Below are 19,067 nucleotides of genomic sequence, written 5' to 3'. Positions count from 1 at the left end.
AGCCATGAGACCATCATAGGCGGAAGTAGGAGGCTGGCAACGACCCGTGAAGGTCTCGTTGGGGCTGCTTCCTTCCGGACCTGACCCGGTTGGCGAGGAACACGTCCGCGCCAACCTCCCAAGCCGGTATATGGCGCGGCAAGGCCGGGAAGGCAAGAGGCATGGCAGAGAGCATGTTGAAGCGCCCGACCGCCATGGGCGTCGGGGATGATGGCAGTGAAGCGGGGCCGGCGAGGCGTTGGCCTCGACGCGGGTAGACCGCAAATAGATGAGGCTGACGCCTCGCCGGCCGACCGGGGTTTTGGGCGTATGCCATGGGAGGTCGGGCGCATCCCGTGCCGCATCGCGAGGGGTCTGGGGGCAACACGCCTGCAGCCGCGCTGCAGATGTGCCGCTGGTCCCGGCCGCGTTATGCCGCGCGGACTTGACCCCATGGACCCTCCGGCAACGGAGAATCCCCGCGTTACTAGCGACGTCACCGGCGAACCGGTGCATCCCGCCATGGTTTGGGCCTGAGATGCAGCGACCCGCACCCCACCCGATCCCCCTCGCACCAACCACTCGTCATGATCTCGCTTCGATGCGATGGGTGGGAGAAGAATACAGCAACTGGAGGGGGCGGGGATAAGTGGGGGTAAGCCGCTGATGGGAAACACAAATACGATGTCATCCTGCGAAGGCAGGGACCCAACTGTCCGCCAGCTCAAGCCGATACGTGGGTCCCAGCTTTCGCTGGGATGACGAACAGTGTTTGGGATAGAGCAGGTGCTGACGCACACCACACCATCTTGCGCCGCGCTGCGAACCGCGCCATCTCTGTCGCATCATGAAACTCACCATCATACAGACTGGCGACGTGCCGCCGGCGCTGCGGCCGGACTTTGGGGCTTATCCGCCGATGTTCCACCGCATGTTCGAAGCGGCTGGCGCGACGTTCGAGTATGAGGCGGTCCCGGTCTTTGATGGGGCGGCTTTTCCCGATCCCGCAAAGCTTGACGCGATCCTGATCACCGGCTCGGCTGCCGGCGTCTATGACGACTTTACCTGGCTCGATCCGCTGCGGGCCTTCATTCGCCACGCCTACTCCACACGCACCCCTATGCTCGGCATCTGCTTTGGCCATCAGATCATGGCCGACGCACTAGGTGGCGATGTGCGAAAGTCGGAGAAGGGTTGGGGGCTGGGAAGGCATAAATATGAGGTAAAGAGCCGGCCGGAGTTTCTCGCGACCGACCTGCCTGCCCTCTCGATCGCCTGCTCGCATCAGGATCAGGTGATCACGCCGCCCAAGGAGGCGCAGGTGTTCATGGGATCGGCGTTCACGCCCAACGCCGGGCTGGTCTACGCCAATGGCGCGGCCCTGAGCCTGCAGCCGCATCCAGAGTTTACCGACGACTATACGCTGGCCCTCGCCGAACTGCGCCGGGGCAAGGCACCGGACGCGGTGGTGGAGGAAGCGGTGGCGTCCGTCAGCAAGCCCTCGCACAGCGGCGACATGGCAGGCTGGCTGGGGGCGTTCCTGCAGCGCTGACGCTCGCGGGTCCGCAGCAGTTACAGTCTACTGGTGCAGCAGCGCCAGGATTTCGGTGCGGAGTTCTTCCAGCCCGAACTTGGTTTCACTCGAGGTGATGATCAGGTGCGGGTGCGCGGCGGGGCGCTTGGCGATCTCGGCGCGGGTCTTGGCGATCGCGTCCTTCAACTCGGCGCTGTTGGGCTTGTCGGCCTTGGTCACCACCACCTGGTAGCTGACCGCCGCCTTGTCGAGCTCGTTCATCACGGACTGGTCATTGGCGTTGGGGCCATGGCGGCCGTCGATCAGCACATAGACGCGGCGGAGATTCTGCCGGCCGGTGAGGTAGGAGTGGATCAGCCGGGTCCACTGCTTGACCTTGGCTTCCGGCGCCTTGGCAAAGCCGTATCCGGGCATGTCGACGATACGGAGCGGGGCGTGCTGGCTCTCAAAGATGTTGAGTTCCTGCGTGCGGCCCGGGGTGTTCGAGGTGCGGGCGAGCCCGGTCGTGCCGGTGAGGCCGTTGATCAGCGACGATTTGCCGACATTGGAGCGGCCGGCAAAGGCGATCTCGATGCGGTCGGGCTCGGGCAGGTCGGCGATGCTGACGCAGCCTTTGACGAACACGAACGGCCGCGCAAACAGCAGCCGCCCGGCCTCGATCTCGGCATCGTTGAATTTGGGTTCGGTCATCGGCTTGCTCTAGGGGGCGCGGGCATTGCGCGCAAGGGGTTGGCTGAAAACACATCGGCCCTCCCGGGTGAGGGGAGGGCCGATGCAATTCAATGGAGATCGAGGATTAGCTGGCCTTAGTCTCGGCGGCCGGCTTGCGCTTGAAGGTCGCGAGGATGTTGGCGAGCAGGTTCACGTCGGCGCCATGGCGCTTCATGATGAAATACTGCTGCGTCACGGACAGCGTGTTGTTCCACGCCCAGTAGATCACGAGGCCTGCCGGGAACGTGCCAAGCATGAAGGTGAAGATCACCGGCATCCAGTTGAAGATCATCGCCTGCGTCGGATCCGGCGGCGGCGGGTTGAGCTTCATCTGCACCCACATGGTGATGCCCATGATCACCGGCCAGACGCCGAGGTGAAGGAAGTTGCCGAGGAACGGCAGCGTCGTCGGATCCCACGGGATCAGGCCGAACAGGGTGAAAATGTTGGTCGGATCGGGCGCCGCGAGATCGACGATCCAGCCAAAGAACGGGGCGTGGCGCATCTCAAGCGAGATGAAGATCACGGTGTAGAGCGAAAAGAACACCGGCACCTGGATAAGCACCGGCCAGCAGCCGGAGAGCGGGTTGATCTTTTCCTTCTTGTACAGCTCCATCATCGCGGTCTGCTGCGCAGGGCGATCATCCTTGAAGCGATCCTGAATCGACTTCATTTCGGGCTGCACACGGCGCATCGCCGCCATCGACTTGTAAGAGCGGCTGGCGAGCGGGAAGAACAGCGCCTTGACGATGACCGTCACCGAGAGGATGGCGAGGCCGAAATTACCGAGCACGCTGTAAAGGAACGTGATCAGGTAGAACATCGGCTTGGTGAAGAAGAACAGCCAGCCCCAGTCGATCAGCAGGTCCAGCCGGTCAAAGCCGTAGGTCTTCTGGTAGGCATCGAGTATGGCTTCCTTCTTTGCGCCGGCAAAGACGAAGCTCTTGGAGGTCGCGGTGCCACCAGCGGGCGCCACCACGGCCGCGCTTTCGACAAAGCTGGTCTGGTAGACGTCGGCGGTCGCTGACTTGGTATCGGTCAGCTGCGCGTTGATCTTGATAGCCGGGTCCGCGATGATCGCCGTTGCCCAGTACTTGTCGGTAATGCCCAGCCAGCCGCTCGTGTTGTCGTAGCGGTTGGTCTTGCCATCCTTGGCGTCGTTCTGGAGGTCCGTGTATTTCTTCGACACGAGGTTATTGGTGCCGAGGATGCCGAGCGGGCCTTCGTGCTGGACGAAGAAGTTCTGCACATGCGGCGTCCCCTGCCGCACGATGCGCGAGTAGGGGTAAAGCGGCACGTCGGCGGCGGTCGTGTTGTCGACCGTCTGCGTCACGGTGAAGAGATAGTTTTCGTCGACCGCGAAGGTGCGGTGGAAGACGAGGCCTGCGCCATTGTCCCAGGTCAGCGAAACCGGCGTGCCCACGCTGAGCTTGCTGCCGGGCTGATCCACGGTCCAGACGGTGTTGGCGTCCGGCGCCTTGACGGCGCTGGAGCCCGAGGCGACCCAGCCCTGCTCGACATAATAGCCGCCGGGCGCGCCCGAAGGGGCCAGGAGCGTGATGATCGGGCTCGAGGGGTCGACGGTCTCGTGATAATCCTTGAGCTGCAGGTCATCGAGGCGGCCGCCGATCAGGTTGATCGAGCCGGCAAGGGCAGGGGAATCGATCTGCACGCGGGCCGGTGTCGCGGCGATCGCGGCGTCGCGGCTGACAAAGGTCTGGTCGGCTGCCGGAACGGCGGCGGCGGGGGTCACGGTGCCATCGGCATTGACCGTCGGCGCGGCGAGCGTCTGGGTGGTGGTGGCCGCGGCAGCCTGCTGGGCCTGGATTTCAGCGCGCTTTTGCGCCTGCTGCAGTTGTGGCCCGGCAACGAAGAACTGCCATCCGAAGAGCACGACGACGCTCAGGACGATCGCAATGATCATGTTGCGGTTGTTATCGGACTGCATCAGCTCATCTTCCGGGCATTGATCTTGGTGAGGACGGCGGCAAGGTCGTCAACCAGCCGGTCGAATGGGATGCTCAGCGCCTCGCGACGTCCAACGAGCACATAGTCATGTTGGGGTTCGAACCCCTTCGCGCAAGCCTCTGCAGCGGCGCGCAGGCGCCGGCGGATACGATTGCGCTGGGGCGAGTTGCCCATCTGCTTGGTAACGGTGAACCCGATCCCGGGTTCGTCCTGCTCGCGGGCGATCGACTGCAGTGAAAATGCAGAGCGCCCGACGCGTTTGCCTCGGGCGGCTCCAACAAATTCATGCCGTTTCTTGAGGCGCCGCAACAGGGCCTCCCATGGCGTGGCCGTGAAGATCACGGCCCGTGGCCTTAGGCCGAGAGCTTCTGGCGGCCAACCGCACGGCGGCGGGCCAGAATCTTGCGGCCGTTCTTGGTGGCCATGCGGGCACGGAAACCGTGGCGGCGGGTGCGGACGAGCGTGCTCGGCTGGAATGTACGTTTCATGACATCAGACCACGCCGGCGCGCGGTTCCTCTTGTTCTTACTGTCGCAAGGTGCGTGCCGGCCGGGCCTTTAACGGGGCGCCATCGGCAGATTGGCCGGGCTTATAGGGAATTGCCGCACCCAAGTCAACGCGACTGGACGCCCAACCCGGTGCGGCCGACCGCCCTTTATGCTTGTTTCAAACCGCGATTTCCACATTGCACTGCTGCCATTGTCTGTTGTCGCACCAAAACGGGTGCTATTGAGGCCACGGGGCAGCGGTTCGGACGGGGCACAGGTCGAAATTGGCGGATTTTCTAACTCCCGACCTGTGCGTGATCGGGGCCGGTGCATCAGGTCTTGCGACCGCCGAGGCGGCGCGTGCCTATGGCGCCTCTGTCATCCTCATTGAACGCGACAAGCTCGGCGGAACGGCGCTCAATACCGGCGCCATGCCGTCCCGCGCCCTTGCTGCAGCAGCCGCCCAGGCGTCCCTCGTTCGCACCGCGCCGCCCTTCGGCATCAGTGTCGAGGGCGCTCGTATCAACTTCCGCAAGGTCCATGATCATCTTGAACAGGTGATCACCACCACCACTCCGCAAAGCGCAGCGGCGCGGCTGGAGGCGCTGGGCATTGAGATTGTCCGGGGCGAGGCCCGTTTCATCGACAAAAAGACGGTGGCTGCGGGCGACGTGCAGATTCGCGCCCGGCGCTTCGTCATTGCCACCGGCAGCCGCCCGTCGGTCGCACCGATCCCCGGGCTCGACAGCGTTCCCTATTTCACCACCGACACCATTCTCGACAATACGCGCAAGCTCACGCACCTGGTGATCATCGGCGCAGGTGCCACCGGGCTTGAACTGGCGCAGGCCTATAACCGGCTCGGCACGCAAGTGACGCTGGTCGAACATGGCATGCCACTCGAAGGGTCCGATCTCGATCTTGCCGCTGTCGCCTTGCGGCGGTTGCAGGAAGAGGGCGTCGCGATCCGGACCTGGGCTGAGGTCACCGCGATCCAGGCGCGCTCGATGGGGATTGGCGTCGCCGTGCGCACTGCCGATGGCGAGGAGCGGCTCGACGTTTCGCACGTGCTGGTCGCGAGTCCCCGCATTCCCAACCTTGAAGGCCTCGATCTTGCCAAGGCTGGCATCCAGCGGCTCAGGGCCGATCCGACGCGCATCCAGGTCTCGCGCGGGCTGAAAACCAGCAATTCGCGCGTCTACGCGGTGGGCGATGCGGCGGGCGGCAGCCAGTCGATGCAAGGCGCATTGCGCCAGGCTCAGGTGGTGGTGCGCGGCGCGCTCCTCGCCTGGCCGACCCATAATGATCCGCTGCTCGTGCCGCGCATCGTCTATACCGACCCCGAAATCGCAGAGGTAGGCCTTTCCGAGGCCACCGCGCGGACCCGGCACGGCATGCGTTTCAGGGTGACGCGCTGGAATTTCGCCGACAATGACATGGCGCGCGCCCGCCGGCAGACCTTCGGTTTGGCCAAGCTGATCACCGACAAGAGCGGCAAGATTATCGGTGCCGGTGTTGCCGGACCCGGGGCGGGGGAGTTGATCGCACTGTTCTCGCTGGCGATGGCCAGCGGCATTTCGGCACGTGACCTCGGCAAGTTCGTCGCGCCCGATCCCTCGCTCTCCCAGATCGTCATGCGGCTCGGCGCTGAGTTCTTACGCGAGGACGCCAAGAACCCCTGGGTGCAGCGCTGGGTGGCTCTGAACCGCTGGCTCGGTTAGCGCGACAACTGGCACCGGCAAAACCACGGCAGGCTGCTGGCACCGGCGCCATATCCCGGGTAATACTGGGCCAATGGCTACTCAACCCCGCGTCATGCCGGGCCTGTTTTCCGGGCTGTCGGTCAAGATCATCGCCACCATCATCGTGGTGATCCTCGCGGTCGAAGTGGTGATCTACCTCCCCTCGGCAGCGAACTTCCGCCAGAGCTGGCTGACCGACCGGTTGCGCGTCGGCATTGTTGCCGCCCGCGTGCTCGATGCTGTCCCCGACGCGATGAACCTGCCGCGCATGATCACCGACCGGCTGCTCAATTCTGCCGGTGCCCTCGCCATTGTCTATCGCCGCGAGGGCCAGAGCCAACTGATCGAGCTGGAAAACACCCCGATGCCGCGCGAGGCAGTGACGATCGACATGCGCGTGCGCGACCAGGCCACGCTGATCATGGGCGCCCTCGACACCCTGATGCTGGGGGGCGACCGGATGCTCCGCATCGTCGGCGAGGAGGAGGGGCAGGAGCAGAGCACGGTCGAAGTGCTGATGCCCGAGGCGCCGCTCAGGGCAGATCTGCTGGTCTATTCCCGCAACCTGCTTGTGCTCGCGCTCATCCTGGCCGCCTTCACCTCGGCAGTGCTCTACGTTTTCGTGTCGCTGATCCTGATCGCTCCGATTCGCCGCCTCACCGGCAACATGATGAGCTACCGCGAGGCGCCCGAAAACGCTGCGCTGATCGTCGCGCCGACATTGCGTCGTGATGAGATCGGCGTCATGGAGCGCGAACTGGCCTCGATGGAATCCGACATTTTCTCGATGCTACGCCAGCGCCGGCATCTGGCGGACCTTGGGCTGGCCGTTGCCAAGATCAATCACGACCTGCGCAACACCCTGACCTCGGCGCAACTGCTGTCCGACCAGGTGGCAACCCTTGACGATCCCAAGGTGCAGCGCCTCGCGCCCCGTCTCGTCCAGTCGATCGACAAGGCCATCGGCTTTGCCCAGTCGGTGCTGGATTACGGCCGCCAAAGCGTCACCCCGCCGCGGCCGGTAAGGGTAGAATTGCGGGTGATGCTCGAAGATGCCGCTTTCGATGCCGGGCTCGCCGGGCATCCGACAATCGGATTTGCGAACAACGTCCCGGAAAACGTCGCGATCTCTGCAGACCCCGATCAGTTGAGCCGTGTCTTCATCAATCTGATCAAGAACGCGCGCGAGGCGCTGGAAGCCGCCGGTGCCAAGGTCACAGCGCCAGTTGTGGACATCGGCTACGCCGCAGCGGGGGATGGGCTGACGATCAGCGTTGCGGATAATGGCCCTGGCCTGCCGCCGCGGGCCCGCGACAACCTGTTCGTCGCCTTCGAGGGATCGGCGCGCGCCGGCGGCACAGGCCTTGGCCTCGCCATCGCGCGGGAGTTGACCGAAGCCCACGGCGGGCGGCTGAGTTTTGTGGATCAGCCGGTGGGCACCCGTTTCGACGTCGTCCTTCCTACCGCGCTGCTGCTCGGTTAGTCCCGTCACGCGACCGTCAAATTCCTTGTGCCGATGCGCTTGCAATGCCGGACGGCCCCATGTATGGCTCTGCGCGTTCCGCCGGACTTGTCGTCCGGCCTGCGCGCCCGTAGCTCAGCTGGATAGAGCATCAGACTACGAATCTGAGGGTCGGACGTTCGAATCGTTCCGGGCGCGCCACTTATCTCATTGAAATATAAAATTTAAGAGGAAGTCTTCGGGCTCCCATTTGTGCATTCTTCTAGCAAGCGCATAAGCAATGCGACGGTGTTTCGATGCGGCCGGCCTCAGATGCTCCACTATTTCTAGGCCGTCCAAGAGCTGGAAAGCGCTTGGGTGGACTGGTTGCACGACGTTGCATTTCCCACGACGCGAAAGATTCTAGCCTGGCGATATGCGCTTCACTGTCGGCCTCTGCTACCGCAGCGAGAGCCATATCGACAGCGACGTTATGCCGGCGGCGGGCTGAACGGCTTCATCGACGGAAGGTATCTTCGGGTCGATGGTTATTGGGTGTTGTGATGCTGCGTGCGTTTGCTACCATCGGGGAGAGGGCGCGACGCTCGCGTCAGATCGTGATTGATTTCGCTCCCCTTTCGCCATTTGGAGGTAAACGTGACTGGGTCTCTTTCGCTCTTACAAAGGGCGACACCTGCGGATGTTAAGACTTCGCCATATCCCCTGCTGGTCCTAGACGGCGCCCTGCCAGTGGAGCTTTACACGGCGCTGGAAAAGTCGTTCCCCTCCACGCTTGCGATGGGAGTATATGACAAAAAGAACAATCATCGCTGGAACTACAGTAACTCTAAAGCAAGGCGGAACTGGCTTATTCCCCAGATTTGGAAGCAGTTTTTAGCATATCACTCGTCGCAACAATTCTATGATGAGATCATTGCACTGTTCGAAGGTCCCATCAAAAAGGCGTATCCCGGCCGTTTCGAAAACGGCGAGCTTGGCAAAATGCGCGCGGGCGCTCGGAATGTCGACCCAGAGGGGAGCCGCGACGTGTTCCTTGACGCAATGATCTCTGGAAACTCCCCTGTGACGGTCGCAAACTCGGTGCGCACAACCCATGTCGATGCAGGCGACAAGCTATTCTCAGGCCTTCTATACATGCGGCCGGATGGCTATGACGCTATTGGAGGCGACCTGACCATCAGCCGTTTCAGGCCGGAATATACGGCAGACAAGATGGCAAATTTCAGAGGACAATACGTCTATGATGAGGACCGTGTAGAGGTCATCGAGACCGTGCCTTACGCCAAGAATCGGCTGGTCCTTTTCATCAACACGCTCGACTCTCTGCACGGGGTGACCGTTCGGCAGCCGACCCGGCATCAGCGCTTGTTCGTGAACCTGGTCGGCGAAGTCGATCCGCCGCTTTACGGCCTCTTCGGTAAGAACTGAACCCAAGACCAACCAACTGCCAACATGCCCACGTCAGACTTTCAAACACTGTCAGGATCGGGCAGTCGCGGAGCGGTGATTTTCCGAATGCCAGAGCGAAGCGCATCCCCGTGAATGCCGCCTCACTGACCTGCAGAAAATCGCAGTTCCGAAAGCAGCCTGAATTCAGCAGTTTGAGAACTCGCGTCGCGCCAAAATGTGCAAAAATGCGCGAAACCAGCCGAACCAGAACGCGGGCAGCCCGGGGAATTCGCCTTGGAGAGATCCGAATTGCCACCCCACATCGCCCCGGCTAGGCAGAGACGTGAAACCCCCGTTTACCGATGCGAAGGAGATCAAGTTGACGCCGCCTTCTGACCGCTCAACAGTACCTCAAATGATCTCATATCCGAAGTCTGGAAAAACCTGGCTAAGGTACGCGTTCAAAATAGCGGGTGTCCAATGCCTGACAACTCATGCTGGCTACGGCTCAAACACTAAAAGTAAAAATTTCGGACGTACATTTTCAGGATTGTCAAATCTGCCGACAGTTAATAGAGGAATCCTGCTCATAAGAGATCCTATAGACACTGCCGTATCGCTATATTTCCAGATTCAGCTGCGTGATATGCCCGATACTGGATTGGTCAGGACAGCACGGCTTGTGCTTGGTCGACGGATTCCTCCGAAAGACCTTGTGACTTTTCTTCGCCACCCCGGCTTTGGGGTAAAAAGGGTTTGTCAATTCAACAGGGCGTGGATCGACCATGTCGGTTCAGATTCACGTTTCATTATAGTAAAGTACGAACTGATACGCCGTTCACCTGATGTGGAGTACAAAAGAATACTTGACCATATCGCGCCAGGACGCGGCTTTGACATAGAGAAAATTGTTAGAGAAACTTCATTTGAAGTTATGCGGAAGGTGGAAGAGTCAACCAACGATCAATCGCTAATGCTTGGCGCAAAAGGTAAAGATGATCAATCCAGAAAAGTAAGGCGCGGAAAGATAAAAGGATACGTAGACTACCTCGATGCAACGCAACGCAGTGAATTTGAGAAAATCAGGGATGAATTTAACCTTACGGAGAGTGCGTAGAATAAGTGTGGCACCTCCTAATATGTTGATCGTTACCGTGTAGGCGTAAAGTCTATCCTCGGTCTGCGATTGGGTGCCAGCGACGTGGGAAGGGGCACCCATTGTCGCGCAAATGAAGACAGAGCGCCCTGAGCGTGAGCCTGTTTTTGGCCGCTACGGACGCGCGAAGTTGATTGACGTAAGGCCGGGGTGTCACCTTCACCTTCACCTTCACCTTCACCTTCACCTTCACCTTCACCTTCACCTTTACCTCCACCTCACCTCCGCCGCCCAACCAGCCCCGACGAAAGTCCAAACCGAACGCAACTTGACAACGTGCCTCACCACTCAGTACCGTTCAGTATATGGTACGGTCGTTCCAAATATGGAACGAATGGAGGCGTGCTGAATGTCCGATCCAATATCCACACCCGTCCTCGAGGCGCGGCACATCACGCGCCATTTCGGTGCGGTCGTCGCCCTGGCGGATGCATCGCTGACGCTGAACAATGGCGAGGTGCTGGGGCTGGTTGGTGACAATGGCGCCGGCAAATCGACGCTGCTCAAGATCCTGAGCGGCATTGTCAGTGCGTCGAGCGGCGAAATCCTGACCGATGGCAAGCCGATCCAGTTGCGGCGCGCCCAGGACGCCATGGATGCGGGGATCGAGACGGTCTACCAGGACCTTGCGCTGGTCGACACGATGTCGGCGTACCAGAATGTTTACCTCGGTCGCGAGGAGCTTTCGACCAACCCCCTGGCCCGGTTCTTCAACCTCGTCGATGACAAGAAGATGCGAGCCAAGGCGCGTGATGTGCTGGACTCGCTCAAGGTCAAGGTGCCCTCGATCAATGTCAGCGTCAAAGGCATGTCGGGCGGCCAGCGCCAGTGCCTAGCGATCGCCCGCGCCCTCCTCTGGGGGCGCCGCATCGTCATTCTGGATGAGCCGACTGCGGCACTTGGCGTACGCGAAACCGGGCAGGTGCTCGAAGTCATCCGCGACCTGAAGCGCCACGATGTGAGCGTGATCATCGTCAGCCACAACATGCAGCAACTCATGTCGGTTGCTGACCGGATCACCGTTATGCGCCTCGGGCGCTCAATCGCGACCCGCGTCGTCAAGGACACCCAGGTTTCAGAAATTGTTGGCCTCATCACCGGGGCAATTCCCGGCGACAGCGAGGAGGTCGCAAGACTAGCCGTCCCCGCATGAAGCCGGAAAAACCGGCCCGCGTGGGAAATCTAGACATATCGCACTCTAAGGGAGGAACCCCATGTTGCGTAAGTTTATGCGCGCTATCGCTGTGATGGCGCTATCTGTTCCGTTACTTATCGGCTTTGTCGGTGTCTCGGAAGCCCAGACCAAGTTCAAGCTCGGAATGGCCGTTGGCGGCAACACCTGCTGCGAATGGATGAAATCGCAGGGTGACGTCGCCCGCGCTATCGCCGAAAAGATGGGTTGGGATTACGTCGAGCTTTCCAACAACAACGATCCGGCAACGGCACTCAAGAACGCCCAGATCTTCGTCCAGGAAGGCGTCAACGCGGTTATCCAGTTCAACGGCCAGCCGACCGCCAACCCCGCAATCGCACAGGTCCTGAAGGCCGCCAATATACCGGTCGTCACCTATGACATCGCCGACCCCGGCATGTACTTCGTCGGCATCGACAACCTCGCAGCCGGCATTGCCGGTGGCGAGCAACTCGGCAAGCTGATCAAGGAAAAGTGGGACTGTAAGCCTGACCTCGTGATCTCGTCCGAGGGCGCCGGCGCCGGTATCGTCAACGAGTGGCGTACGGGCGGCATGCGCACCGGCTTCAAGAACATCTGTCCGGACCTGCCTGCTGACAAGTACGTCTCGTTCGAAGGCGGCGGTGACGCAACCGGCGGCCTGCCGGCAGCGCGTGACCTGCTCGCGGCCCACCCCGATGCGGTCAAGATGGCCGTAGTCGGCCTGAACGACGGCGGCGTGCTCGCCCTGATCAATGCTGCTGAACAGCTCGGCCGCGCCGATGGCGTCATCGGCTGGGGCCAGGACGGCGCCTTCATCACCGGTGCCAACGTCAACCCGCATCTTGCCGGGTCGGTGTTCTACTTCCTCGAAGGCTACGCCGTTTACGCCATCCGTGACGTGATCGAGCCGATCTCCAAGGGCAACATCCCGCCGCTCAAGGCCGACGCCGGCGATCCGGCTTCGCGCATTGAACCCTGCCCGGTTTCTGCCGAACAGGCCAAGGCCGTGCCGGATATGCCGGAACGCGTCAAACAACTGCTTGCTGCCCCGGTTGGCACGACTGAATACTCGCTGTTCTGCCCCAACAAGTAACCTCTGAACACGAGCAGGCCGATGTCCCTTGATCGCACCATGGAAGCCGCCCCAACGGCGATGCCGCTGAAGGTTCGCTTCCAGGGCTGGGGCACCGGCCTGCTACTCCTCGCCGCGTGGCTGCTGCTGATCGCAGCCACCGGTCTCTATCGCCACGACTTCCTGTCGCATCAGACGGTACTGGCGATCTCTTTCACCATGTCGATCGTTGGCGTGCTGGCCATCGGGCAGGGCCTTGTTGCCATCTCGGGCGGCTTCATCGATCTGAGCCAACCCGCCGGGCTGATCATTGCGAGCCTCGTCACCGTACGCCTTTCCGAGGCTGGTATGCCGCTCTGGATCGTCGCCATCGGCGCAGTACTCGCCGGCATGGCCTGGGGCGTCTTCAATGCGTCGATCATCGTGTTTGCCAAGCTCAACCCGGTGATCGTGACGCTCGCCACCAATTTCATCGGCCTCGCTGTGCTGTTCCTGGTGTTCCAGCTGGCGCAGGTGCCGCTCAACGGCGAAATTTACAATTTCGGCCGCGCCAGCTTCCTTGGCCTGCCCGCCATTTTCTGGCCCATGGTCGCGCTGGTGCTGATCGTCGGGTTCCTGATACCGCGCACCCGCTATGGCCGCCGCGCCATCGCAGTGGGCGGCAATCGCACTGCCGCCAAGGCACGCGGCATTTCCCTCCGCGCCACCCGCTTTGCCATCTTCACCGCCGCTGGTGGGTTTGTCGGCTTCGCCGCGGTGCTGTTCGCAGCGACCGCCGGCCCGTTCAACCCGGGCTCCGGCAATACGCTGCAGCTCAACATCATCGCTGGGGTGATCCTCGCCGGTATCTCGCTCGCCGGTGGACGCGGCAATTTCTGGATGCTGCTGCTGAGCGTCGGGTTCCTCTCGACCATCCCCACCTCACTGGTGTTCTTCGGGCTGAGTTCGGACACCCAGTCGATCTTCCAGGGCCTGATCCTGATCATCGCCGTGGCCTTTGACGGCCTCCGCGCCCGGAGGGGCACACCGTGACCGATACTACCGCCAACAACGCACCAACGCCGAGCTACGTGCTGGCCCACCACCCGGTCCGTGACATGCTCACTGGCTCTGTCGCCAGCATTGCGTTCACCTTCCTCGCGGTACTGGCCGTCGGGCTGCTCTGGGTCGGGCCGAAATTCCTCAGTTTTGGCAACATCTCGATCATCGGCTCGTTCCTGATCGTGCCGCTTGTCGTCGGCGCCTTCGCCGGTTTTGCGCTTCTGTCTGGCGTTGTCGACCTCTCGATCGGCTCGATGGTCGGCTTTTCTTCCTCGCTGTTCGGGCTGCTCCTGACCATGGGCTGGGACCCGGCGTTTGCCGCACCCGTCACCCTCGCTGTCTGCCTTTGCTTCGGAGCCATCAACGCCATCGCCATCGTCGGTTTTGGCGCAGAGGCGATCGCCGCGACGCTCGGCATGCTAGTCGCGCTGCGCGGCATCTCCTGGGTACTGCTCGGCTCGCAAGGCGCCATCTTCTCGTTCAACGCCAACCTGTTTGCGCTGATCAATCAGCCGGTGTTCGGGCTGCCGCTGTTCTTCCTGCTCGCTATTGTCCTCACCATCATCGCAGCCATCATCGTCTCCAAGACGCGCCTTGGCAGGCATGTGCAGGCCGTTGGCGGTGATGACCGGGCCGCGTCGCGCGCCGGAATTTCTGTGCGCCGCGTGCGTGTGACGGCACTGCTGCTCTCAGCCTTTGGTGGCGGCCTCGGCGGCATCATCTATGCCGGCCAACTCGGCAGCGCCGCCCGCGCCACCGGCGTCGGCCTCGAGTTTCAGGTCTACGCGGCGCTGATGATCGGTGGCTACTCGATCCTCCGCGGCGGGGTCGGCAATCCTATCGGCGGGGCGCTGGGGCTGCTTGCTGTGGCAGGCGTTGCCAACATCTTGGACCTTAAGGCCATCAGCCCCTATTTCGTCAACATCATCGTCGGGTTACTGCTGTTGGCAGCAGTCCTCCTCGACCGTTTCCGTGGCGGCGACGCCTACGAATGACTTCATCGGTAACTTTATTTCGACAAGGCCAAAGCAAGTGAAAATCACCGACATCAGAATCAAGACCTTCAAGACCTGGGCCGACCGCTGGGACGTGGGACACGCCCTGCCGGTGCCCAAGGCGGACCTGATGCAGACGGTCCTCGCCATCGAAACCGACGAAGGCGTCACCGGCTATTATTTCGGTGGCGGCTCGCACGGCGACGCCGAAGGTCTGAACGTCGTCGACCAGCAGATGATCCGCGGCCGCATCCTGCCACTATTGAAGGGACAGGATCCGCTCGACCGCGAAATGGTGTGGAAGTGGCTCTGGGTTGCGAACATTCCGGAGAACGTCGCCAGCGTCATTGATAACGCGCTATGGGATCTCGCCGGGCGCAAGTTCAACACCCCGGTCTATAAGCTGATGGGCGGCGCCGGCCGCGAAAAGGTCAAGGCCTACGCTTCCACCTACCCCAATATCGGCGTGCCGCGCGTCTATGCCGAGCATGCGCTTGCCTGCAAGAACGAGGGCTACCAGGCCTACAAGATCCATCCGCACTACTTCTGGAACCCGGCCACCGGCCAGCCGACGCCCGGCCGTCCATCCAACATCAAGGCCGATATCGAAACCTGCCACCTCGTGCGCGAGGCGGTCGGCCCCGATTACGTGCTGATGTTCGATCCCTGGGGCACTTACATGACCATGGAAGAGGCCATCCAGGTCGGCCGCGAGCTCGAAAAGCTCAACTTCTACTGGTACGAGCATCCGATGCCGGAATACCGGGTCGAGAGCTACGTGCGGCTTTCCCGCGAACTCTCAATCCCGATCCTTTCGCCCGAGATTGTCGCGGGCGGTGTGTTCTCCCGCGCCGAATGGATCCTCCGCGGCGCCGGCGACATGAGCCGTATCGACGTCGTGCGTGGCGGCATCACCGGTGCCAGGAAGACCGCAATCGTCGCCGAGGCCTATGGCCTCCGCTGCGAAATGCACATGGCCGGCTGGGGCAACCTGCAGGTCATCGGCGCGACCTCGGAAGACACCTCGGAATACTATGAAAAGGGCCTCCTCGCGCCCGGCGTCGACTATGATGCCAAGCACCCCTACCTCAAGAACACCTGTGACGCGATCGACGCCGAGGGCTATGTGCACATGCCCACCGGCGCCGGAATGGGCTACGAAATCGACTGGGACTATATCGACGACAACCTGATCGATCCGTTGGCGCTCGAGAAGAAGTTCTGGTAGGCGCCCAAGCGAAAGGTCGCAGATGTCGAGTATCAAGCGCAGCGTGCAGGTGATGGAACTGCTGGCCAGAAAGAGCCCGCTGGGGGTTCGTGCTGTGGCGACGCAGCTCGGGCTGCCTTTGGGCTCGGTGCATCGGCTGCTGCTCGATCTCGAGGAAGAAGGCATCACCGAGCGGACGACAGCAGGCGAGTGGGAACTGTCCTTTCGCCTGCTGGAATTGACTGGGCTGCAGCTTGAGCGCATCGAGCTGCCGCGCCTCGCCCGGCCCTATGCCGAAAAAATCGCCCACGACACCGGCGAGACCGTGAACCTCAACGCCCTCAGCGGCCGACACGGTGTCTGCATCGACAAGGTACGTGGCAATGAGCGTATGCAGCTCGATATGCGGATAGGGTCGCGCGGTCCGATGCATTGCGGGGGCGCCGGCAAGGCGATGCTGGCCTACATGTCGCCCGAAGAACAGGCCAAGGTCTTTGAGCTGCCGCTGACTGCGTTGACGCCCAAGACCATCACAAATCTAGATGACCTGAAAGCCGAACTCGTCCGCATTCGCGCCCGTGGCTATTCGATCGACGACCAGGAAGTTGTGCTGGGCGTCTACTGCGTCTCGGTCCCCATCCTTGATCGCAACGGCCATCCAGCGGGGTCGATGAGCATCACGGGGCCATCGATCAAGAAGCCGGGGCCCGAGATCGAGCCGAAAGTCGCTATGCTCAACGAGGCCTGCGGCGCCGTTAGCCGGCGCATCGGTTATCTCGGGGCGTGGCCGCTGCTGACGCCCATTTCTCAAGTCGCATAGCGCGTTATCTGGACCAGGGAGTGCCGCAATGCGTATCGCATGGGTGATGAAGCTGAAGCCCGGCAACGAGGCGATCTACAAGCAGAGGCACGATGAGATCTGGCCCGAAATGCTGGCCAACATGCAGCGCGATGGCGTGCGCAACTTCTCGATCTACCGCTATGGGCTGTTGCTGTTTGCCTATCTCGAGCGCGACACCGCGCCGCCCGAAGGACAGCCGCATGATCCGGTGACCTTGCGCTGGTGGAAGATGATGGAGCCCTACATGGAATACAATTCAGACGGCACGCCATGGCAGGCGCCGGTCGAGGAAATGTTCCACGTTTTTTAGTCCTGTTATTACGCTCAAGAGTTGAGAACCCAGTATGTCCCTCCCCCCGCTGCATGGCGTCGTTCCAATCCTCGTCACTCCGTTCCACGAGGACGGCCGGATCGATGAGGAAAGCCTCGCCAACCTCGTCGAATTCAACATCCGGGCGGGCGTCCATGGGCTGGGCGTGGCGCTGGGCAGCGAGATCTTCAAGTTCACCGAGGCCGAGCGCGCCCAGGTTACGAAATGTGTGATCAAGGCCGCCAACAAGCGCGTGCCGATCGTGATAAATACCGGCGCTGCCGGCACTGATCTCGCGGTCGCCTATTCGAAGGCCGCCGAGGCCGCGGGCGCCGACATGCTGATGGTGATCCCGCCCTCCTTCATGCCGGTGAGCCCCGACGAGATATTCGACTATTACGTCGCCCTCGATCGCGCAGTGAACATCCCAATCATCCTGCAGGACGTGCCGCAGGCGCCCATCTCGCCCGGCCTTGCCCTGCGCATTGCCGATGCCTGCAAGACGGTGCGCTACATCAAGGTCGAGACGCTCCCGGTGACCGGCAAGGTCGCAGCCATGTCATCGCTGGCCGGCGATCGGCTGACCATTTTCGGTGGTGCCGGTGGCAGCTACTTCATCGAGGAGATGCGGCGCGGCGCACTTGGCACCATGCCGTTCTGCAGCCAGCCCGCCGACTTCGTTGCCGTCTGGGACGCGTTCCAGAAGGGCGACGAAGTGACCGCACGCCGCCATTTCGACCAGACGATCATGGCCATCAACCGGCTCGGCGCGCAAAGCGGCGATATCTTTTACGCCCTGCACAAGCGCTTCCTGAAGCGTCGGGGCATCATCCGCACAGCGGTGGTGCGCGGGCCCACCATGGCGATCGATCCGATCAGCGATCGCGAGATCGAAGAGTTGCTGTCCCTGTCCGTGCCGCAGGCGCAGTCCTTCCAGATGCTGGCCTGATCGACAAATGGACCCGTTCAAGCTCAGCAAACTCGGCCGCTCGAAAGTCATGCTGCCGCAATTGGGCTTCGGCGGGGCGCCGCTCGGCAACCTCTTCACGGTCGTGACGGACGACGAGGCCGAGTCGACGCTTTCCGGTGCCTGGGACGCGGGTATCCGCTTTTTCGACACCTCGCCCTGGTACGGTCGCGGGCTCAGCGAACATCGGTTCGGCCGCTTCCTCCGCCGCCAGCCGCGTCAGGAGGTGCTGCTATCGACCAAGGTCGGGCGCGTCTTCACTACCCCGGCCGATCCCGCCGCGTTTGCGAAAAGCGACCGCGCCTGGCCCAACGGCCTGCCGTTCGCCCACCATCACGACTACACCTATGATGGGATCATGCGCTCCTTCGAGGATAGCCTGCAGCGGCTGGGCATGGACCGGATCGACATCCTGATCATCCATGATCTCGACAGCGGCAATCTGGGCTCCGAGGCGCTGGTGACGGCCCACATGACTCAATTGGCCACCAGCGGGATGCGCGCCCTCGAAGAACTGAAAGCCAGCGGCCGCATCGCCGCGATCGGGGCCGGCGTCAACCGCCTCGGCACCATCCCGCGCTTTCTCGAAGTGCTCGATCTGGACTTCTTCCTCGTAGCGCTGCCCTACACCCTCGCTGAACAGCCGGTGCTGGATGAGGAGTTTCCACTCTGCGTGCAGCGCGGCGTGGGCGTTGTCATTGGCGGCGTATTCGCCTCGGGTATTCTGGCCACCGGCGCCGTGCCGGGCGCCAAGTACAACTATCACGACCCGACGCCTCAAGAGGCGCAGCGCGTGCGCGACATTGAGGCCACCTGCACACGCCACGGTGTGCCCCTCGCCGCCGCCGCCCTGCAGTTTACGCTCCACCATCCGCTCGTTGCTTCCGTCATCCCCGGCGGCATCCACCCCGATCAGGTGCGCCGAAACGTCGCCTCGATGCGGCACCCAATTCCGGATGCACTTTGGGCGGAATTGAAGCACCTCAGGCTGCTGCGAACGGACGCGCCAACGCCCTGACTTCAGGCAGAAA

At 62.0% G+C, this 19,067-nt stretch carries 18 protein-coding genes, 1 tRNA gene and 1 other RNA gene; 15 read left to right on the top strand and 5 right to left on the bottom strand.

The window, feature by feature from the left end; translation table 11 throughout:
- Positions 1-23: 23 nt before the first annotated feature.
- Positions 24-121, bottom strand: an RNA gene (gene ffs / locus ACO06J_RS13030) — signal recognition particle sRNA small type.
- Between the two features lie 705 nt (positions 122-826).
- Here ffs and ACO06J_RS13025 point away from each other — a divergent pair.
- Positions 827-1,531 carry a glutamine amidotransferase-related protein gene (locus ACO06J_RS13025; protein WP_421761148.1) on the top strand — a complete coding sequence of 235 codons (705 nt, stop codon included), beginning with the start codon at positions 827-829 and terminating at the stop codon, positions 1,529-1,531.
- 27 nt (positions 1,532-1,558) lie between these two features.
- Here the strand turns inward: ACO06J_RS13025 and yihA are convergent, their stop codons facing one another.
- The 4 genes from yihA to rpmH all read right to left on the bottom strand — a co-directional run bounded on the left by yihA (position 1,559) and on the right by rpmH (position 4,680).
- Complete coding sequence (gene yihA / locus ACO06J_RS13020) at positions 1,559-2,203, bottom strand: ribosome biogenesis GTP-binding protein YihA/YsxC (RefSeq protein WP_421761147.1); 645 nt, start codon at positions 2,201-2,203, stop codon at positions 1,559-1,561.
- Between the two features lie 106 nt (positions 2,204-2,309).
- A complete protein-coding gene (gene yidC / locus ACO06J_RS13015) occupies positions 2,310-4,172 on the bottom strand; it encodes a membrane protein insertase YidC (protein WP_421761146.1) in 1,863 nt (620 codons plus the stop codon).
- Complete coding sequence (rnpA, locus tag ACO06J_RS13010) at positions 4,172-4,501, bottom strand: ribonuclease P protein component (protein WP_421761145.1); 330 nt, start codon at positions 4,499-4,501, stop codon at positions 4,172-4,174. Before rnpA ends, yidC begins: the two co-directional genes overlap by 1 nt.
- Positions 4,502-4,545: 44 nt before the next feature.
- Entirely contained in the window at positions 4,546-4,680 is a 135-nt protein-coding gene (rpmH, locus tag ACO06J_RS13005; RefSeq protein ID WP_421761144.1) for a 50S ribosomal protein L34, read from the bottom strand.
- 284 nt (positions 4,681-4,964) lie between these two features.
- Here rpmH and ACO06J_RS13000 point away from each other — a divergent pair, with 284 nt between their 5' ends.
- From ACO06J_RS13000 to ACO06J_RS12935, 14 genes are all read left to right on the top strand, one after another.
- A complete protein-coding gene (locus ACO06J_RS13000) occupies positions 4,965-6,401 on the top strand; it encodes a dihydrolipoyl dehydrogenase family protein (RefSeq protein WP_421761143.1) in 1,437 nt (478 codons plus the stop codon).
- A 73-nt stretch (positions 6,402-6,474) separates the two neighbouring features.
- Positions 6,475-7,905: a sensor histidine kinase gene (locus tag ACO06J_RS12995; RefSeq protein ID WP_421761142.1), complete on the top strand. Its 1,431-nt coding sequence runs from the start codon at positions 6,475-6,477 to the stop codon at positions 7,903-7,905.
- Positions 7,906-8,008: 103 nt separating this feature from the next.
- Positions 8,009-8,085, top strand: a tRNA-Arg gene (locus tag ACO06J_RS12990).
- Between the two features lie 435 nt (positions 8,086-8,520).
- Positions 8,521-9,312, top strand: a complete 792-nt coding sequence (locus ACO06J_RS12985) for a hypothetical protein (RefSeq protein ID WP_421761140.1) — start codon at positions 8,521-8,523, stop codon at positions 9,310-9,312.
- Positions 9,313-9,652: 340 nt separating this feature from the next.
- On the top strand, positions 9,653-10,390 hold the full coding sequence (locus ACO06J_RS12980) for a sulfotransferase domain-containing protein (RefSeq protein ID WP_421761139.1): 738 nt from the start codon (positions 9,653-9,655) through the stop codon (positions 10,388-10,390).
- Between the two features lie 388 nt (positions 10,391-10,778).
- Entirely contained in the window at positions 10,779-11,582 is an 804-nt protein-coding gene (locus tag ACO06J_RS12975) for an ATP-binding cassette domain-containing protein (protein WP_421761138.1), read from the top strand.
- A gap of 61 nt (positions 11,583-11,643) precedes the next feature.
- Positions 11,644-12,696, top strand: a complete 1,053-nt coding sequence (locus ACO06J_RS12970) for a sugar ABC transporter substrate-binding protein (protein WP_421761137.1) — start codon at positions 11,644-11,646, stop codon at positions 12,694-12,696.
- 21 nt (positions 12,697-12,717) lie between these two features.
- A complete protein-coding gene (locus ACO06J_RS12965; RefSeq protein ID WP_421761136.1) occupies positions 12,718-13,707 on the top strand; it encodes an ABC transporter permease in 990 nt (329 codons plus the stop codon).
- Entirely contained in the window at positions 13,704-14,711 is a 1,008-nt protein-coding gene (locus ACO06J_RS12960; RefSeq protein ID WP_421761135.1) for an ABC transporter permease, read from the top strand. The genes ACO06J_RS12965 and ACO06J_RS12960 overlap by 4 nt, the downstream gene beginning before the upstream one ends.
- 37 nt (positions 14,712-14,748) lie before the next feature.
- The gene (locus tag ACO06J_RS12955; RefSeq protein ID WP_421761134.1) at positions 14,749-15,939 is read left to right on the top strand and encodes an enolase C-terminal domain-like protein; all 1,191 of its coding nucleotides are present in this window, start codon (positions 14,749-14,751) and stop codon (positions 15,937-15,939) included.
- Positions 15,940-15,961: 22 nt separating this feature from the next.
- Positions 15,962-16,738: an IclR family transcriptional regulator gene (locus ACO06J_RS12950; RefSeq protein ID WP_421761133.1), complete on the top strand. Its 777-nt coding sequence runs from the start codon at positions 15,962-15,964 to the stop codon at positions 16,736-16,738.
- Between the two features lie 28 nt (positions 16,739-16,766).
- The gene (locus ACO06J_RS12945; RefSeq protein ID WP_421761131.1) at positions 16,767-17,069 is read left to right on the top strand and encodes an L-rhamnose mutarotase; all 303 of its coding nucleotides are present in this window, start codon (positions 16,767-16,769) and stop codon (positions 17,067-17,069) included.
- Positions 17,070-17,103: 34 nt separating this feature from the next.
- On the top strand, positions 17,104-18,018 hold the full coding sequence (locus tag ACO06J_RS12940; protein ID WP_421761129.1) for a dihydrodipicolinate synthase family protein: 915 nt from the start codon (positions 17,104-17,106) through the stop codon (positions 18,016-18,018).
- Between the two features lie 7 nt (positions 18,019-18,025).
- A complete protein-coding gene (locus tag ACO06J_RS12935; RefSeq protein ID WP_421761128.1) occupies positions 18,026-19,054 on the top strand; it encodes an aldo/keto reductase in 1,029 nt (342 codons plus the stop codon).
- Positions 19,055-19,067: the final 13 nt, after the last annotated feature.

The organism is Devosia sp. (assembly GCF_965229025.1).
Lineage (GTDB): Bacteria > Pseudomonadota > Alphaproteobacteria > Rhizobiales > Devosiaceae > Devosia_A.
This window is presented reverse-complemented; position numbering and strand designations above follow the sequence as displayed.

Bases quoted from the DNA above. Each gene is read 5' to 3' on its own strand.
- ACO06J_RS12970 (WP_421761137.1), top strand. From the start codon at position 11,644: ATGTTGCGTAAGTTTATGCGCGCTATCGCTGTGATGGCGCTATCTGTT.
- ACO06J_RS12940 (WP_421761129.1), top strand. From the start codon at position 17,104: ATGTCCCTCCCCCCGCTGCATGGCGTCGTTCCAATCCTCGTCACTCCG.
- ACO06J_RS13025 (WP_421761148.1), top strand. From the start codon at position 827: ATGAAACTCACCATCATACAGACTGGCGACGTGCCGCCGGCGCTGCGG.
- ACO06J_RS12995 (WP_421761142.1), top strand. From the start codon at position 6,475: ATGGCTACTCAACCCCGCGTCATGCCGGGCCTGTTTTCCGGGCTGTCG.
- ACO06J_RS12975 (WP_421761138.1), top strand. From the start codon at position 10,779: ATGTCCGATCCAATATCCACACCCGTCCTCGAGGCGCGGCACATCACG.
- ACO06J_RS12950 (WP_421761133.1), top strand. From the start codon at position 15,962: ATGTCGAGTATCAAGCGCAGCGTGCAGGTGATGGAACTGCTGGCCAGA.
- ACO06J_RS12935 (WP_421761128.1), top strand. From the start codon at position 18,026: ATGGACCCGTTCAAGCTCAGCAAACTCGGCCGCTCGAAAGTCATGCTG.
- yidC (WP_421761146.1), bottom strand. From the start codon at position 4,172: ATGCAGTCCGATAACAACCGCAACATGATCATTGCGATCGTCCTGAGC.
- rpmH (WP_421761144.1), bottom strand. From the start codon at position 4,680: ATGAAACGTACATTCCAGCCGAGCACGCTCGTCCGCACCCGCCGCCAC.
- yihA (WP_421761147.1), bottom strand. From the start codon at position 2,203: ATGACCGAACCCAAATTCAACGATGCCGAGATCGAGGCCGGGCGGCTG.
- ACO06J_RS12965 (WP_421761136.1), top strand. From the start codon at position 12,718: ATGTCCCTTGATCGCACCATGGAAGCCGCCCCAACGGCGATGCCGCTG.
- ACO06J_RS12945 (WP_421761131.1), top strand. From the start codon at position 16,767: ATGCGTATCGCATGGGTGATGAAGCTGAAGCCCGGCAACGAGGCGATC.